Here is a 14,323-nt window from a genome sequence, read left to right as displayed (position 1 = left end):
CGTGTCAGTCTATCTATCACATATCCGAATTTTTAAAGAACGATCTGACAAAAGTCAGAAATCAACATTCGATCTGAATGTTCATTTCTAAGTTCTGAGCAGCTGTACAACCTGAAAGAGTGGTGGAGCCAAGCGGGATCGAACCGCTGACCTCCTGCGTGCAAGGCAGGCGCTCTCCCAGCTGAGCTATGGCCCCGTGTGTTCTAGGCCGCACCAAGTAATTGGTAGGTCTGGGCAGATTTGAACTGCCGACCTCACCCTTATCAGGGGTGCGCTCTAACCAACTGAGCTACAGACCTATAACAGGGTCGCGTTACAGCATCGTCTTTATACAAAGAATCAAGCAATTCGTGTGGGAGCTCATCAGCAGGCTGATGTCGTCGATTAAGGAGGTGATCCAGCCGCAGGTTCCCCTACGGCTACCTTGTTACGACTTCACCCCAGTCATGAATCACACCGTGGTAACCGTCCTCCCGAAGGTTAGACTAGCTACTTCTGGTGCAACCCACTCCCATGGTGTGACGGGCGGTGTGTACAAGGCCCGGGAACGTATTCACCGCGACATTCTGATTCGCGATTACTAGCGATTCCGACTTCACGCAGTCGAGTTGCAGACTGCGATCCGGACTACGATCGGTTTTGTGAGATTAGCTCCACCTCGCGGCTTGGCAACCCTCTGTACCGACCATTGTAGCACGTGTGTAGCCCAGGCCGTAAGGGCCATGATGACTTGACGTCATCCCCACCTTCCTCCGGTTTGTCACCGGCAGTCTCCTTAGAGTGCCCACCATAACGTGCTGGTAACTAAGGACAAGGGTTGCGCTCGTTACGGGACTTAACCCAACATCTCACGACACGAGCTGACGACAGCCATGCAGCACCTGTGTCAGAGTTCCCGAAGGCACCAATCCATCTCTGGAAAGTTCTCTGCATGTCAAGGCCTGGTAAGGTTCTTCGCGTTGCTTCGAATTAAACCACATGCTCCACCGCTTGTGCGGGCCCCCGTCAATTCATTTGAGTTTTAACCTTGCGGCCGTACTCCCCAGGCGGTCAACTTAATGCGTTAGCTGCGCCACTAAAATCTCAAGGATTCCAACGGCTAGTTGACATCGTTTACGGCGTGGACTACCAGGGTATCTAATCCTGTTTGCTCCCCACGCTTTCGCACCTCAGTGTCAGTATCAGTCCAGGTGGTCGCCTTCGCCACTGGTGTTCCTTCCTATATCTACGCATTTCACCGCTACACAGGAAATTCCACCACCCTCTACCGTACTCTAGCTCGCCAGTTTTGGATGCAGTTCCCAGGTTGAGCCCGGGGCTTTCACATCCAACTTAACGAACCACCTACGCGCGCTTTACGCCCAGTAATTCCGATTAACGCTTGCACCCTCTGTATTACCGCGGCTGCTGGCACAGAGTTAGCCGGTGCTTATTCTGTCGGTAACGTCAAAACAGCAAGGTATTAACTTACTGCCCTTCCTCCCAACTTAAAGTGCTTTACAATCCGAAGACCTTCTTCACACACGCGGCATGGCTGGATCAGGCTTTCGCCCATTGTCCAATATTCCCCACTGCTGCCTCCCGTAGGAGTCTGGACCGTGTCTCAGTTCCAGTGTGACTGATCATCCTCTCAGACCAGTTACGGATCGTCGCCTTGGTGAGCCATTACCTCACCAACTAGCTAATCCGACCTAGGCTCATCTGATAGCGCAAGGCCCGAAGGTCCCCTGCTTTCTCCCGTAGGACGTATGCGGTATTAGCGTTCCTTTCGAAACGTTGTCCCCCACTACCAGGCAGATTCCTAGGCATTACTCACCCGTCCGCCGCTGAATCAAGGAGCAAGCTCCCGTCATCCGCTCGACTTGCATGTGTTAGGCCTGCCGCCAGCGTTCAATCTGAGCCATGATCAAACTCTTCAGTTCAATACTGCTTGGGTTTTTAAGAAACCCTAAACTTGGCTCAGCAATCTCAAATGACTATGTGATTTCTCGCATGACCACTTGTGATGCTGATAATCTTTGTGACTATCAGTCCGTACTCACAAGCACCCACACGAATTGCTTGATTCGATTTGTTAAAGAGCGTTTGGCTAAGAGCGCTTCGTCTCAACCGAGGCGCGCATTCTACGCTTTCCTCATTTGCTGTCAAGCGTTTATTTTGAAGTTTTTGCGAAGCTGCTTTCTTGCAAAAGCGTTCAACTTCAACAACTTACCGCTTGCCTCGCTGCGTTTGTCGCTGCGAGGTGGCGAATAATACGCGGTTTGAAATCAGAGTCAACACCTTGATCTGAAAAAACTTTCCCCTGCCGTTCCTCGCCTCCTGCGCAACTAATGAAGGCGTGCTGGATCTGTAGAGGAACACCCTATGGAGCGAAACGGCCATGCGCGAGGAACAGAACGACAAGACCCCCGGCCTGTCAGCAGACGAAGAGCAGGAGGTCAGCCAGAATCAACCGCCCAGGGCGGCGGTCTTGCACGAGATCATCCGCTTTCAGGGTGACCAGGAGCTGGAACGTACATTGGCCGCCTTGTGGTGGTCCGCGCTGGCTGCCGGGCTGAGCATGGGCCTGTCACTCATGGCCATGGGTCTGTTCTATGCCCGGCTGCCCGAGGGCGAGAGCGCCCAGGTGGTCGCCAGCATCGGCTACAGCGCAGGCTTTCTGGCGGTCATCCTGGCGCGCCAGCAGTTGTTCACCGAAAACACCCTCACCGCCGTATTGCCCGTGATGACCACTCCGACCCTGGCCAATTTCGGGCGACTGCTGCGCCTGTGGGGCGTCGTGCTGCTGGGCAACCTGGCCGGTACGCTGTTGGTCGCCTGGGTCATGCTCGAACTGCCGATTTTCGACACCAAGACCGACGTCGCCTTCCTGGAAGTGGGGCGCAAGGTCATGAAGAACGACATCAGCCAGATGTTCGCCAAAGGCATCGTCTCTGGCTGGATGATCGCCACCATGGTGTGGATGATCCCGTCGATGGAACATGCCAAGATCTGGATCATCCTGATGATCACGTATCTGATGGCGCTGGGCGACTTTACCCATATCGTCGTGGGGTCTGTGGAGGTCTCCTACCTGGTCTGGGCCGGGGAGCAGACCTGGCAGAATTTCTGGCTGGCATTCGCGCTGCCGACACTGGCCGGCAACATCATCGGGGGCAGTTTCATATTTGCCTTGATCAGCCATGCCCAGGTACGCAGCGACAGCGGCAAGCCCCCGTCGCAGCTATTGAAGGACGAGAAACGATCTTTCCGTGGACCGGATGGCCAATAGCCCTCAGCGGCTGGCCACGGCACGTTCAGGCACGCTGCCCTGCTCTGGCACGGGCCGTGGCTGCCACCAGTTCTGCCCCTCGTGAGGCGAGTCGATACTGACACGCTCGCCCATCTGCGGGGTGCACAGGCGAACCTGCGCGGCGGAGGTCAATTCGAGTATTCGTTCGAAGGGCTCCTGCCACCCATGAATGGACAGGTCGAACGTGCCATTGTGAATCGGCAGCAGCCAGCGCCCACGCAGGTCGAGGTGGGCCTGCAGACTTTGCTCGGGCTGCATGTGCACGTTCGGCCAGGCTACGTTATAGGCACCGGTCTCTATCAGGGTCAGATCGAAGGGACCAAAGCGCTCGCCGATCTGGCGAAAACCGTCGAAATAGCCGGTGTCGCCACTGAAGAACAGCTTCATCTGTTCGTCGATCACCACCCAGGACGCCCATAAGGTGCGATTGCTGTCGAACAACCCGCGCCCGGAGAAATGCTGGGCGGGTGTAGCCACGAAACGTACGCCATCGACTTCGGTCTCCTGCCACCAGTCCAATTGGGCGACCTTGTGCGCCGGCACACCCCATCCAATCAGCAGGTCTCCCACCCCCAGCGGCGCTAGAAAACGTTCGGTTTTGGGGGCGAGGCGGCGAATGGCCTGCTCGTCGAGGTGGTCGTAATGGTCATGGGACAGCACCACCGCTGCCAGCCGCGGCAAGTCGTCCAGCCCCATCGGTGGCGCATGGAAGCGCAGCGGGCCGGCCCATTGCACCGGCGAGGCACGCTCGGCGAATACGGGGTCGGTCATGAAAAACCGTCCACGCAACTTGATCAACACCGTGGAGTGGCCCAACCGCCAGAGGCTGTGATCTGGCGCATCGAGCACCTGCTGCCGGGTCATCGCCTGGAGACTGATGGCCGCTGCGGGTCGGGTTTCAGGCGGTTTGCGGATGAACAGGTACTTCAGGCCAATACGCAGTTTCTTCAACATGCCGTCCTGTGGCAGAAGCACCTGGTTGTGAAAGCGCCCGTCGCGCCGTGGCGCCAGCTCGCTGGCAGGGGTAGCCATCTGGACCATGAGCTGCAGGACTCCAAGCATGAGGAAAGCCTTCATGTTACCCCACAGCGCTCGCATCAACCGTGAAATGGCTTTTAAGGGCATTTTTCCGCGATCAAGCGCTGTTCACTCATGTCGGTGCGATCGATGCGATGAACGCTGTCATCGGTCAATTTCGCTCTCCACAAGGCCACGACACTCAAGCTGGCCTATCCTGAGTGAACCTTCCGAGGGGTTGACCTGCGGGAGCTCGGAGTTCACGAAGGAGTCGTTCGCCCATGGCCAGGACCGCCACCCTTCCTCTCGACACCCCCTCCCCGTCCCTACCGATGGGCCGTCTGGTCGCCGGCTTCTGCGCAGTATTCGGCCTCGCGTGCCTAGTGACCCTTGGGGCACTGTTCAACATCGCCGCCACCCTCGATCGACAGGAGCAGCAAAGCAGTACTTTCCATGCCACACAGGCCTTGGAGCAGCGCTTGCAGGCATCGCGACAATTTCTCTCCAGCTACGCGGTTTGGGACGCCGCCTACGAGCACCTGGCCAAGGTAGTGGACTGGCAGTGGGCGTATGAAGAGAAAAACGTCGGCGAGTCGCTTTACAGCGCCAGTGGTTACGAAGGGGTGTTCGTGGTCGATGACCAGCGCACCGGCTACGCCCTGTTCAAGGGCAAGCCCACCGAAGCTGCGGCCAGTAGTTACATCGACGCGCCGCTGGCCGACATCGTCGCCCAAGCCCGCCGTGCTGCCAGTGCACGGGAGCAAGTCACCCGCTTCGTGCTGTTCAACGGCTGGCCCGCCGTGTTGAGCGCCGCTGCGGTGCGTCCGGACAGGGACGTGCAGGACAGCGAAGTGCGGGAAGCGCCGGTCATGCTGTTCGTCGACCAGTTGACCGAAGACAAGCTGGCCCGGCTCGGCGCTGGCGCAGGCCTTGCGAACATGCACATCGAAAGAGACACACCCGGCTCACGGACGACCCAGCGTATTGCCCTGGGTGAAACCGGTTACCACCTGGCCTGGGACAGCCCATCGCCAGGGCGCCAATTGCTCTGGGCGGTACTGCCCCCGCTGCTGTGCGCGCTACTGGTATTGAGCCTGGTAATGCTGTATCTGTTCCGCCATGCCCTGCGCAGCGCCCGCGCCATCGACCTGAGTCTTGAGCGCCTGCAACAGAGCAATCGCGCCCTCGAGGCCAGCGAACAGCGTTTCAGGGCCGTCGCCGAAGCCGCTTCCGACTGGATCTGGGAAACCGACCGCCAGCAGCGCCTGACGTATCTGTCCCAGCGCTTCGTCAGCGTCACAGGCTACCCGGTCGACAGCTGGCTGGGGCAACCTATCAACCTGCTGCTGGCCTGCGATACCACGCCCCTGTCGACCTGGCTCGATGCCCAGGCCGAGGCCGACCCACAGCAACTGGCCAACCTGCGCTGTGCCTACCGCGACAGTACCGGACAGAACCGCTACTGCCGGATCTCGGCAAGGGCGATCATCTACGATGGCAAACCCTTCGGATTTCGCGGTACCGCCAGCGACATCACCGACGAGGTCGCGGCCCATGCGCGCATCCAGCATTTGTCCTTGCACGACCCGCTGACCGGGCTGGCCAATCGCAACAAGCTGTCCCGGCACCTTGAACAGGCGTTGCTGCAAGGAGGCGATGCCTGTTCGCTGACCTTGCTGTTGCTGGACCTGGACAATTTCAAGCCGATCAATGATTCCCTCGGCCACGCGGCGGGTGACGCGGTGCTGCAAGAGGTGGCCACCCGCCTGCGTGATACCACTCGTGATGTGGACCTGGTGGCCCGACTGGGCGGCGACGAGTTCGTCGTGGTGCTGGATGGCATCGACAACCGCAATGAAGTCGACCGGCTATGCGCGCGCCTGGTCGAACTGCTCAAGCAGCCGATCCTGTTCGAAGAACAGCCCGTGCATATCGGCGTCAGCATGGGCATCGCCCAGACCCGCACGCAAGGCTGTGATGCCGGTGAACTGATCCGCTGTGCGGATATTGCGCTGTATCAGGCCAAGGCAGAAGGCAAGAGCACCTGGCGCTATTTCGCCCCGGAAATGAACCAGCAGATCCAGTACCGTCGCCAGCTCGAAAACGATCTGCGTCGAGCCCTGCGCAACGACGAGCTGCTGCTGTACTACCAACCACGCTACAACCTCGACGACCTGCGCATCGTCTCGGTCGAAGCGCTGGTGCGCTGGCAGCATCCTCAGGAGGGGCTGCTGGGTCCCGATACCTTCATCCCGTTGGCCGAACAAAGCGACCTGATAAACGCCCTTGGCCGGTGGGTACTGCGCGAGGCCTGCAATACCGCCTACAGCTGGCCGGACAACCTGCTGATCTCCGTCAACCTGTCGCCCGCACAGTTCTTGCGCAGCAATGTGGTGGCCGATGTGCGCCAGATCCTGCTGGAGACTGGCTTCCCGGCTCAGCGCCTGGAGCTGGAGATCACCGAAAACGTGATGCTCAATGATATCGAGGGCGCCCTGGCCACCCTGCAGGCGCTCAAGGAACTGGGCGTGCGCCTGAACATGGACGACTTTGGAACCGGTTACTCCTCGTTGGGTTACCTGCGCACCTATCCATTCGACAGCATCAAGATCGACAAGCGCTTCATCGCAGGCCTGAACAACCCCAGCGCCAGCGATCGTGCGGTGGTCCAGGCAATCATCAACCTGGGGCAAGCCATGGGGCTGACAGTCACTGCCGAGGGCGTTGAAACCGCCCAACAGCTCAAGGCCCTGGAGAACGACCGCTGCCACGAGGTGCAAGGCTTTTTCCTCAGCCGGCCGCTGGACAAGGCAGGGTTCGAGGCGTTGCTGCAGCAAGCGCCCGGCCGCTCGCTCGATGCCTCCTGAGCGTGTTAGCGCAAACGGCGCTCGGCCAGGATTTCCGGCAGGTCGCTACGCCGCAGGTAAATGCGCAATGGCTCGCCGATATTCAAGCGGTCATCCACGTGTTGCGCGAGCAACAGGGCAAGCCGCGTCCGGCACAACGCCATGCGCTGTCCCGGCTCGGGCCGCCAGACGAATTCGCTGCATGGCGTGATGCTGTCGTCGGCCACATCCATGCCGAACGAGTCTTCGGAAAAACGCACGATATGAACCCCGCGCTTGCCGTGGAAACCCACGAACCCTTTGAGCTGGTCGGCGGCGTTGCAGATGTCCTGGGAGGAAATGGCCATGTCGTAACCTCGCAAAATAATGGGAAGTAACGCACGCCTGGCGGGGAACGGTTGCCTCTGACGGGCAACGCGCAGCGGCCAGCCTAGCGTAACTGGCCAGGCATTTGCCAAGAAATTTCAGTTTCGCGAAGGGTCGACCTGCGACGCCAACAGCACCGTCAGCCAGTTCATGAACGCCTGGACCCGACGCGGTACATGTTGTTGCCGGGCGTACAACAGTGACACCGGCATGGCGCGTGCCTGCCAAGGGTGAAGCACTGTCACCAGATTGCCCTGCGCCAGATGCTCGGAAACCCCAACCGCGGGGACCTGGATCAACCCCAGGCCGGCCAGGCAGGCGGCCGAATAGGCTTCAGCATTGTTGACCGTGACCACGCCGGCCATGGCTTGGTAATGCAGTTCGCCGTCCCGCTCGTACTCAAACCCTGGACTGCGCGCACCGAGGTTTCGGACATAATGCACCAACTGATGTCCGGCCAAGTCTTCGAGGCGGCTCGGCACGCCGTGGCGGGCCAAGTAGTCAGGGCTCGCGCAATTGCACATGCTCAGTTGGCCGATCGCCCGCGCCACCACATCCAGGTCGCTCAAGGCGCCGATACGCATCACGCAATCGAACCCCTCTCGCAGCAAATCGACTTGCCGGTCGGTGCAGCTGATTTCCACCTCCAGCCGCGGAAAACGCGCCAGAAACGCCGGCAATGCCGGAATGATCACCCGTCTGGCCATCATGGTCGGCAAATCGACGCGCAGGCGCCCAGCCAACTCGGCGTCATCGGCACGGAACAGGCTCTCGATCTCATCCATGCCCGACAGCAAGTCCTTGCTGCGCGCATAAAGCAGCGCACCATCCTGCGTGGCCTGCATCCGTCGGGTTGTGCGGTTGAACAGCCGGGTGCCGAGCAACCGCTCAAGGGCCCTGATCTGCTCGGAAACCGTCGAGCGCGGCAGACCCAGACTTTCGGCGGCCAGCGTAAAACTGTTGACCTCGGTCACCCGGACGAAAGTGCGCAGTAACGCCAGCTTGTTCATACGGACCCTCTGATTATTCGGACATGCCGAACAGTATTTCCGGTTTCGCGGGATTTAACAGCACAAGGACGACCAATAACCTTTCCTCATCGCCATCCCATGAGGAAATCGACATGACCCGCAAGATTGCCCTGATCACAGGTGCCAGCCGCGGCTTGGGCAGGAACACAGCCGAACATCTGGCCGCACGTGGCATCGATATCATCGGCACCTACCACAGCAAGGTGGACGACGCCCAAGCAGTGGCCAGCGCCCTGGAGCAGACAGGAGTCAAGGCTGCCATGCTGCAACTCGACGTCAGCGACAGCAGCAGTTTCAAGGCCTTCGCCGAACGCCTGAGCACCACACTGCGGGAGCGATTCGCGCGCGAGAAGTTGGATTTTCTGGTGAACAACGCCGGAATCGGCCTGAACGTGCCGTTCGCGCAAACCACCGAAGCACAGTTCGACCAGTTGCTGAACATCCAGCTCAAGGGACCGTTCTTCCTCACCCAGCAGCTGCTGCCTGTGCTGGCCGACGGTGGCCGCATCGTCAACATTTCATCCGGCTTGGCGCGCTTCGTACTGCCAGGCTACGCCGCCTATGCCGCGATGAAAGGTGCGATGGAGGTGTTGACGCGGTATCAGGCCAAGGAACTAGGCGCGCGGGGTATCCGGGTCAACATCCTTGCCCCCGGCGCGATCGAGACCGATTTTGGCGGCGGTGTGGTGCGCGACAACCGCCAGGTCAATGACTTCATTGCCAGCAATACAGCGCTGGGACGAGTCGGCTTGCCCGACGACATCGGCGCGGCGATTGCCCTGCTGCTCGCGGAGGGCAATGGCTGGATCACCGGGCAACGGCTGGAGGTCTCGGGCGGTATGTTCCTCTGAAGGTCTGCCGGGGCCGCTTTGCGGCCCTCACGGTTGCGGGTCGTCGTGCACTTGCACGCTGGCAGTCATCCCTGCACTCAGGTGCACGCCCTCGGGAATCTCGTCGAGTCGGATACGCACGGGAATCCGCTGGGCCAGCCGCACCCAGTTGAACGTCGGCTCTACCTCCGGCAACAGCTGGCTGTCCGGGTTGCTGTTGCTGTCGGTAATCCCCCGGCCGATGCTTTGTACATGCCCCTGCATCGCCTCGCCCGCGCCCATCAGCCAGACCTTCACGGTATCGCCCTCGCGGATGCTTGGCAGCTTGGTCTCCTCGAAATAGGCCTGGATGTAGAACGTCGAATCGTCGACCAGGGCCATCACCGCTTGCCCAGTATTCACATAGTTGCCTTCGGCCAGGCGCAGGTTGGTGATATGCCCACTTCGAGGCGCCCGCACCTCGCTGCGGGCCAGGTTGATCTTGGCGACCTGCAACTGGGCTTCTGCCTCGCGCAACTCGCCACGCGCGATGGCGGCGTTGATCTGGGCATTCTCGCGTAGCTCCGCGCTGATCGCGTCCGGCCCCAGCGCCGTGCGCCGCGCCGCTTCGCGCTCACGCAGGCGAACCTGTTGACGACGGGTCTCGGCCACGGCGCTGGCTTGCTCCACCGCAGCCTCGAAGCGCTCGCGGTCGATGCTCATGAGCAAATCACCGGCCTTGACCTGCTGGTTGTCATGAACGTTCAGCCCGCGGACCCAACCGGAGACGTCGGGGGCGATCACCACCACATCCGCACGCACACGCGCGTCACGGGTCCAGGGGGTGAGCATGTAGTACTGCCAAAGCTTGAAACCTGCGAGCACGGCAAGTGCCACCACGCAGAGGGTCACCAAGGTACGTACGACTGTACGCATCGACTCAACTCCTTACAAAGGTCCCAACGAACGCACCACCAGGTACAGCACGCAGACGAACAACGCCGCGTCGAACAACGCTTCGTGCCAGATCCAGCGCCCCAGGGGCGTGGCCTGGACCACCAGACGCAATACGCCAGTCACCACCAATGCCATCAAGACGTAGATCAGAAAAGGGCTGAGCAGCACGCCGCCCACCGCCCACTCACGCAAACCCATGGGCTTCCTCCTGCCAGCGACACCATTTACGCCAGCTTTTCTGCAATTGCAGCACCGCACCTTCGGCCAATCGCAGCGGATCGCTGGGTGGCTGACGACGCAAGACCTCGATGAAGCGCTCGCTGGCAGCATCCAGCTGCTCCCCACGCCCGGCTGCCGGCCCATTGGCCAACACGTGCTCCACTTGCTGCAGGTATTCGCGCTCGAAGCTGCCAATCGGCACGTTCGCCACCGCCAGGCACATGCGCAGGTGAACGAGTTCATCACCGATATCCAGGCCATGCAGGCCATCGTCCCATCGTTTGCGCTCAGCCTCGGGGAGTTCGCTGGCGTGATGGGCAAGCTTCATCAGGCGGTCGGCCATCCGTCCGCCGAACCAGCTGTCGGCACCCCGCAAATCACGTCGGGTCAGGCGCACCAGGTCGCTCTGGGTAGCGGCCCGCAGGCGTCGGCCAAGCCAGGCTGGGTGGCGCAACACCACCAGACGGAACGCCAGCACGGCCGCTCCGACCCCGATCAACATGGCCTGCGCGCTGTTGAGCATGTTCGCCACATCGAATTTCATGGTATTGAGCGGCGACACCAAGACGATGAAGTGCAGGCAATAGGACGTGGCCGTACCCGCCGTGCGAGGGTTGGCCATGCACAGAGCGCCGAAGAACAACGGCACGCCCATGCCCAGGCAAAGCATGGCGAAGCTGCTCCATTGGGGCAGGAGAATTTCTCCGACCAGAAATGCCACCGGAAACGCCAGCAAGATCCCACGCAGGAAGCTCAGGCCTATCTGTGCGCCATTCTCACGGCTGGCAAACAGGCTGCAGACAACGCAAGTCAACACCAGGCCGCCTGGCGCCGACGGCCAGGCGGTAGCCAGCCAGAAACTGCTCATGACCAGAAACGCCAACGCACTGCGGGCGCCGAACAGCAGGGCCAGCGGCAGGTCACGGTGCACGGCAAGGCCCGGCGCGGCATCCTTCGGCGCCCTGCCGGCCTCGACATCCTCCACCGCCTGGGTCGCGGCCATGGCAACGTCGATCAACAGCGTCATGCGCGCCAGACAATAGTGTTCTGCCGAGCTGATATGTTCATCGTGGGCCGCATCCCAGATACGCTGGCGCAAAACCAGCAAGCTTGGCTTGTCAGGCTGGATCAGCAGCGCCCGCACCTCCTCCAGCCAGGGCGCGATATGACCGGCTTCCTGCTCATCGAGCTGGCGCCATTGCCGACGCACCGAGCGCGAGATGCGCAACAGCACCATCAGTTTCTGGCTAAGCCCGCGGATGGCGCTGGCGCGCTGCCGCCCACGATTACCTTCGAACCAGGCGTGTTCACGCTGGGAATCGATGGCCACGATGCGTCCAAGAATCTCCAGCAATCCTTTACGCGCTTCGTCCTCCCCGCCGAGCATGGCGGCGGCCGCTTGCAGCCCGGTCTGCCAGGCCTGACGCGCCTGGCCGCTCAGTTGCTGCTCGACCCGCATTGGCCAGAGCAACGCGCTGGTGGCGGTAGCGCAGCAGATCCCCAGGCAGATTTCGGTGCAGCGGGCCACGGCCTGGTCGAACACCTGCAGCGGGTGATTGACTGCCGGCAGGGCAATGATCGCCACCGTGTAGCCAGCCAGAACGAAGGCATAGGCCCAGGCGCTGCGCAGCTGGGTCGAGGCCGCTGTGCACAACGCCAGCCACAGCGCCAAGGTGATCAGGAACAACCAGGGTGTCTGGGCGAACAACGCCATGAACACCACCGACATGATGGTACCGACCAAGGTCCCGGCCAATCGAGCCAGGCCTTTCTGCACCACCATCCCCGATAGCGGTTGAGCCACGATGAACGCGGTCATCAACGCCCAAGACGGCTGCTCCAACCCCCAGCGCATGGCCAGCCAGAGCGCCAGACCACCGCCGAGCACGGTCTTGATGGCGAACTTGATGGCGAGGCTGCTGGGAGCGAACAGGGCCTGGAAAGTGATGGGCACGAATCGGACCTTGCGGGGCTGGTTACAGAAAAGATAGACAACACGGAGAAGGATAATGCGGAGCCGATTAATTAGCTAGCTATCAATCTATTCAAGTCAGGCGATACCTGGCCTGGATTTAGCAAATCGCGGGCAAAAAAATGGGCGACCGAAGTCGCCCTAAATGCCTTGCGTGCACGTGAATCTGGAAGGTCAGCGCGGCTTGCGCTTGTTCGAATCCTTCCAGATGAAAAGTCCTAGACCGGCAAAGAATGCAAACATCAACCCGACTGTTACCACGCCAGCGATGACCACATTGTCGAAGAACATGTCGGCCTCCCATTCGTTTGCCGTTGTCCGATGGGTGCAAGGTATCTAATCGAGGGGAGTGAATAATTGATCGGTGTCAATGGTGCCCTGGAGCGGGCACGCGAGGCGGGTACAGGGTTGACCTGCGTCAAGTTTCAGCGCTTCTTGGGCTTGCCCTTGGGCTTCTTTTTCTTCGCGCCAGCCAGCGGCATGGCTTGCTCGAAGGCCTGACGCACTTCGTTCAGGCGCTTTTCCTTGAGGTCGTGAATGCGCTTGGCGCGTTCAGCATCGAAGTCGATGAGGTTGTCTTGGCTCATGGGTGGGCTCGACGGTCAGCAGAGTCTTGCATGATGAAGCCAGGAGCCGGTCATGACCAGTCCCTGGTCAGACTTCGATGTCCACCAGCAGCCCTTGGCGCGGCTGTTCGCCCATCAGTGGCGCGACCGGCACGGTGTTGTCTGCATTCACCTCGTCACCAGGCAGCGCAGTGTAGCGCTCATCATCGCCCTTCTTGCGACGCTGCTGACGCCGCTGCTCGTCGCGCAACAGCACGGCCTGCTCCTCGGGATCACGGTGCTGCTTGAGGTCGATGGCGCTTTCGCTGGAGGATGGCTGCGCGGGCACCACCGGCTTGATGTCGGGCGTCGGTTTGACCGGGTCCAGTTGCGAGGTGACCGGGACAGCACTGAGCGGGATGAGCGGCGGCAGCATGGGAGTTCTCCTGTAGCCACTGTATCGGCCGGCCAGAATCCGCCTTGAATCCTGGTGGGTATAAACCTGTGGTGTGTCACGGTCAGTGGCCGCCGATGAGGACGACGCTTACTCGGTGTCGTCCTCGGGGTCGTCATCGACCGGCGGGCTGGTTTCGCTCCAGGGGCGCTTGTAAACCTGCTGCCAGACCGCATCCATGTGCTCACGCAGGACCTGGGGCGCGTTCTTCAGCGATGCACTGTCGTCGCGCTCGCCACCGATCGGCTCCTCGCCCGCGGGCGTTATCAGCGACTGCCCGGTAATCGTGTAGCTTGCCTGCCCCTCACGTAGCTCGATGGAGATATCGTGCGGATCGATGCCACCGCCGCAGAAGGCATGGCTTGCCACTGTGACCTCGGCGACACCGTCCTTGTTCAAGTCGCTGACGTCACTGACATCGGTGTAGAAGTCCACATCCAGGTCCAGCCCCGGGCAACTGGTCTCCTGTTCGATCTGCCAGCGCGGCTTGAATGCGTCGCGCTCTGCGGCACGCCCATACAGGGTGGCCTTGAGCTGCACCTTGTCCACTTCCTGCTCGGTGTCAGGGTCGGTGGCCTGGCCATCGACGCGGCTCAGTACCAACAGGCCCTCGCCATCGCGGTCACGGAAGTGGACGCTCTTGATCGGCGTCTGCACCCCCAGCACCTCGAGCTGATCGACCGGGATCGCAGGCAGGGTCTCGAAATTCTTCTGTTCACAGGCGGCCAGCAGCAAAACGCTACTGATGGCCATTGAGGCGCTCAACCAGGGGTGCTTCACAGGCATATCGGTTCGGACCCTCGTCGGCAGGACGG

General features: G+C 60.7%; 13 protein-coding genes, 2 tRNA genes and 1 rRNA gene. 3 read left to right on the top strand and 13 right to left on the bottom strand.

The genetic code is table 11. The annotated features are described in order from the left end of the window. Positions 1 to 120: 120 nt before the first annotated feature. The 3 genes from VXM67_RS07865 to VXM67_RS07855 all read right to left on the bottom strand — a co-directional run bounded on the left by VXM67_RS07865 (position 121) and on the right by VXM67_RS07855 (position 1,922). Positions 121 to 196, bottom strand: a tRNA-Ala gene (locus tag VXM67_RS07865). Positions 197 to 222: 26 nt separating this feature from the next. After that, a tRNA-Ile gene (locus VXM67_RS07860) sits at positions 223 to 299 on the bottom strand. Between the two features lie 86 nt (positions 300 to 385). Continuing rightward, positions 386 to 1,922: ribosomal RNA gene (locus VXM67_RS07855) — 16S ribosomal RNA — on the bottom strand. A 458-nt stretch (positions 1,923 to 2,380) separates the two neighbouring features. Between VXM67_RS07855 and VXM67_RS07850 the strand changes: the two genes are divergently transcribed. After that, positions 2,381 to 3,271 carry a formate/nitrite transporter family protein gene (locus VXM67_RS07850; RefSeq protein ID WP_027907492.1) on the top strand — a complete coding sequence of 297 codons (891 nt, stop codon included), beginning with the start codon at positions 2,381 to 2,383 and terminating at the stop codon, positions 3,269 to 3,271. A 3-nt stretch (positions 3,272 to 3,274) separates the two neighbouring features. Here the strand turns inward: VXM67_RS07850 and VXM67_RS07845 are convergent, their stop codons facing one another. Further along, positions 3,275 to 4,369, bottom strand: a complete 1,095-nt coding sequence (locus VXM67_RS07845; protein ID WP_027907491.1) for an MBL fold metallo-hydrolase — start codon at positions 4,367 to 4,369, stop codon at positions 3,275 to 3,277. Positions 4,370 to 4,590: 221 nt separating this feature from the next. Between VXM67_RS07845 and VXM67_RS07840 the strand changes: the two genes are divergently transcribed. Continuing rightward, positions 4,591 to 7,176, top strand: a complete 2,586-nt coding sequence (locus tag VXM67_RS07840; RefSeq protein ID WP_023379098.1) for an EAL domain-containing protein — start codon at positions 4,591 to 4,593, stop codon at positions 7,174 to 7,176. 5 nt (positions 7,177 to 7,181) lie between these two features. Here VXM67_RS07840 and VXM67_RS07835 read toward each other — a convergent pair whose 3' ends face one another. Further along, entirely contained in the window at positions 7,182 to 7,502 is a 321-nt protein-coding gene (locus tag VXM67_RS07835; protein ID WP_023379097.1) for a DUF2025 family protein, read from the bottom strand. Positions 7,503 to 7,619: 117 nt separating this feature from the next. Next, positions 7,620 to 8,531: a LysR family transcriptional regulator gene (locus VXM67_RS07830; RefSeq protein ID WP_023379096.1), complete on the bottom strand. Its 912-nt coding sequence runs from the start codon at positions 8,529 to 8,531 to the stop codon at positions 7,620 to 7,622. A 113-nt stretch (positions 8,532 to 8,644) separates the two neighbouring features. On the opposite strand from VXM67_RS07830, the gene VXM67_RS07825 reads away from it, so the two are divergent. Beyond that, positions 8,645 to 9,403 (top strand): SDR family oxidoreductase, encoded by a 759-nt coding sequence (locus VXM67_RS07825; RefSeq protein WP_023379095.1) that lies wholly within the window; start codon positions 8,645 to 8,647, stop codon positions 9,401 to 9,403. A gap of 27 nt (positions 9,404 to 9,430) precedes the next feature. Here the strand turns inward: VXM67_RS07825 and VXM67_RS07820 are convergent, their stop codons facing one another. The 7 genes from VXM67_RS07820 to VXM67_RS07790 form a co-directional block, all read right to left on the bottom strand. After that, entirely contained in the window at positions 9,431 to 10,297 is an 867-nt protein-coding gene (locus VXM67_RS07820; RefSeq protein WP_023379094.1) for an HlyD family secretion protein, read from the bottom strand. A gap of 12 nt (positions 10,298 to 10,309) precedes the next feature. Continuing rightward, positions 10,310 to 10,516, bottom strand: coding sequence for a DUF1656 domain-containing protein (locus VXM67_RS07815; RefSeq protein WP_023379093.1), 207 nt, complete (start codon positions 10,514 to 10,516; stop codon positions 10,310 to 10,312). Further along, positions 10,503 to 12,491 carry an FUSC family protein gene (locus VXM67_RS07810; RefSeq protein ID WP_027907489.1) on the bottom strand — a complete coding sequence of 663 codons (1,989 nt, stop codon included), beginning with the start codon at positions 12,489 to 12,491 and terminating at the stop codon, positions 10,503 to 10,505. Before VXM67_RS07810 ends, VXM67_RS07815 begins: the two co-directional genes overlap by 14 nt. A gap of 192 nt (positions 12,492 to 12,683) precedes the next feature. Next, positions 12,684 to 12,800, bottom strand: coding sequence for a cytochrome c oxidase subunit CcoM (ccoM, locus tag VXM67_RS07805; RefSeq protein WP_023379091.1), 117 nt, complete (start codon positions 12,798 to 12,800; stop codon positions 12,684 to 12,686). Between the two features lie 134 nt (positions 12,801 to 12,934). Continuing rightward, a complete protein-coding gene (locus VXM67_RS07800; protein ID WP_023379090.1) occupies positions 12,935 to 13,096 on the bottom strand; it encodes a hypothetical protein in 162 nt (53 codons plus the stop codon). Between the two features lie 67 nt (positions 13,097 to 13,163). Beyond that, positions 13,164 to 13,490 (bottom strand): hypothetical protein, encoded by a 327-nt coding sequence (locus VXM67_RS07795; RefSeq protein WP_023379089.1) that lies wholly within the window; start codon positions 13,488 to 13,490, stop codon positions 13,164 to 13,166. A gap of 108 nt (positions 13,491 to 13,598) precedes the next feature. Next, the gene (locus VXM67_RS07790) at positions 13,599 to 14,294 is read right to left on the bottom strand and encodes a M949_RS01915 family surface polysaccharide biosynthesis protein (RefSeq protein ID WP_023379088.1); all 696 of its coding nucleotides are present in this window, start codon (positions 14,292 to 14,294) and stop codon (positions 13,599 to 13,601) included. Positions 14,295 to 14,323 lie beyond the last annotated feature (29 nt).

Source organism: Pseudomonas sp. Rh2 (assembly GCF_040762985.1).
In the GTDB taxonomy this organism is placed as follows: Bacteria; Pseudomonadota; Gammaproteobacteria; order Pseudomonadales; family Pseudomonadaceae; genus Aquipseudomonas; species Aquipseudomonas taiwanensis.
This window is presented reverse-complemented; position numbering and strand designations above follow the sequence as displayed.

What these genes read in the sequence shown, in the direction of transcription:
- VXM67_RS07820 (WP_023379094.1), bottom strand. Translation starts at nt 10,297, where the DNA reads ATGCGTACAGTCGTACGTACCTTGGTGACCCTCTGCGTGGTGGCACTT.
- VXM67_RS07825 (WP_023379095.1), top strand. Translation starts at nt 8,645, where the DNA reads ATGACCCGCAAGATTGCCCTGATCACAGGTGCCAGCCGCGGCTTGGGC.
- VXM67_RS07840 (WP_023379098.1), top strand. Translation starts at nt 4,591, where the DNA reads ATGGCCAGGACCGCCACCCTTCCTCTCGACACCCCCTCCCCGTCCCTA.
- VXM67_RS07800 (WP_023379090.1), bottom strand. Translation starts at nt 13,096, where the DNA reads ATGAGCCAAGACAACCTCATCGACTTCGATGCTGAACGCGCCAAGCGC.
- VXM67_RS07850 (WP_027907492.1), top strand. Translation starts at nt 2,381, where the DNA reads ATGCGCGAGGAACAGAACGACAAGACCCCCGGCCTGTCAGCAGACGAA.
- VXM67_RS07835 (WP_023379097.1), bottom strand. Translation starts at nt 7,502, where the DNA reads ATGGCCATTTCCTCCCAGGACATCTGCAACGCCGCCGACCAGCTCAAA.
- VXM67_RS07845 (WP_027907491.1), bottom strand. Translation starts at nt 4,369, where the DNA reads ATGAAGGCTTTCCTCATGCTTGGAGTCCTGCAGCTCATGGTCCAGATG.
- VXM67_RS07815 (WP_023379093.1), bottom strand. Translation starts at nt 10,516, where the DNA reads ATGGGTTTGCGTGAGTGGGCGGTGGGCGGCGTGCTGCTCAGCCCTTTT.
- VXM67_RS07830 (WP_023379096.1), bottom strand. Translation starts at nt 8,531, where the DNA reads ATGAACAAGCTGGCGTTACTGCGCACTTTCGTCCGGGTGACCGAGGTC.
- ccoM (WP_023379091.1), bottom strand. Translation starts at nt 12,800, where the DNA reads ATGTTCTTCGACAATGTGGTCATCGCTGGCGTGGTAACAGTCGGGTTG.
- VXM67_RS07790 (WP_023379088.1), bottom strand. Translation starts at nt 14,294, where the DNA reads ATGCCTGTGAAGCACCCCTGGTTGAGCGCCTCAATGGCCATCAGTAGC.
- VXM67_RS07795 (WP_023379089.1), bottom strand. Translation starts at nt 13,490, where the DNA reads ATGCTGCCGCCGCTCATCCCGCTCAGTGCTGTCCCGGTCACCTCGCAA.